General features: G+C 69.2%; 1 protein-coding gene. It reads right to left on the reverse strand.

Features of this window, described 5'->3' with window-relative positions; genetic code table 11:
• On the reverse strand, positions 1-1,451 hold a 1,451-nt coding region (locus tag ABEA10_RS50755; protein ID WP_345475915.1), incomplete at its 3' end, for an NF041680 family putative transposase.
• Positions 1,452-1,458 lie beyond the last annotated feature (7 nt).

The following is a 1,458-nucleotide window of genomic DNA, read 5'->3' on the forward strand; positions in this document are numbered from 1 at the left end:
GTTTTGGTCGTGGTGGCAGTGTGCACGTCGTGGCGGTCGGCTGGTTGGCGGTTGCGGCGTCCGGGTGGTCGTCCGGGGCCGGGCCGGGATGGTTTCGGTGCACGGGCTGGACGTGCTGTCTTGTGGCGCAGGTGCCGAAACCCTCGGCGGACACGGGCTGGTGTCAGCCGGTCCGGTTCGGCGGGTCTTTCCCATGGGCGGCGAAGATCGGCGGTCAGGCGACGGGCGAGGCGGAGTTGGGTGTAGGCGGCCCAGACCAGCCAGGTCCACCGGTCGGCGGCTTCGGGTGTGCGTAGCTTCGGGCAGGTCCAGCCGAGGGTTTGTTTGAACAGGCGGAAGGTGTGCTCGATGTCGAACCGGCGCAAGAACGCCTGCCAGAGCAGGTCGACCTGGTCGGGATCCAGGTCGATGCGCGAATGCCACAGCCAGACCGGTTTGGGCGTTGCTCCGCTTGGCAGCCGGCCGACGTCCAGGCGGACCACTGTTCCTTCCAGGATCGGCAGCTTCCCGGCGTGTTGGGTCCAGGCGGTGCGGTGGGTCAGGCGTGGGTGCAGCCGGTTCCATGCGCGGGCCAGCGCCGGGCCATACAGCCGGGTGTCGGTGTGGGTGGCGATGTCCGGCTCACCCCAGGTGGCCGGGTCGCCGAAGACGAACTCGTCCCCATGGCGCCGGGGCCGTCCTGTCATCTGCGGGGTGCGCATTGGTGCCGGGCGGCGCAGCACCCGATCTGAGCGCATCCGCACCAGCACGGCCACCGGCAGGTCGGCCAGCACGAACGCCAGCCGGGGGCCGTCGTAGCCGGCGTCGGCCACGATGAGAATGTCGGGGTCCCCGGGCTGCCAGTGCCCGTGCCTGATCAGACCGGTGATGACACGGCGGAGCTGGTCAGCGGTGACCGCGGCGGCATCCTCGCCGGGCGCGAGCCGCCTGATATCCAGGGGCGCGGTCCATGAGCTGCGCCCGCTCTCCAGCGCCACCACCATCGAATATGGCCAGCCCGGAACCATGACGTGGGTGTCCTTGCCGCGTCCATAGGTATGACACAAGATCCGTTGCGGGCAGGTGTGCGCCTCGGGGCGCAGCCAGCAGGTCAGGTCCACGGCCAGCACCAGCCGCCCGTCGGCTGCCCGGGGCAGCGGCCCGGCAAGCACCGCGTGCCGAAGCCGGTCGACATCCACCCGGCCGCGGGCCAGACCGGCATACAACCCGCCATGGCCCCGGCGATGCTCACCGACCAGGGACAACTCAGCCAACGACCGGACCGGACCCTCCGAGCACAACACCGCATCCGTCAGCTCGAACAACGCGTCCGCCCGCCGGGACAGGCACGCGTAGAACTCTTGACGGAACCAAGCCAGGTCCCCGGATGCGCCGACCATGCCGGCATCGTGCACACTGATCAACTGAAGCCCTTGGGTTGAACATCTTTCTGTCGCAAGAAGAATGATCACCCAAGGG

The sequence above is a fragment of the Actinoallomurus oryzae genome, from assembly GCF_039541955.1.
GTDB classification, from domain to species: domain Bacteria; phylum Actinomycetota; class Actinomycetes; order Streptosporangiales; family Streptosporangiaceae; genus Actinoallomurus; species Actinoallomurus oryzae.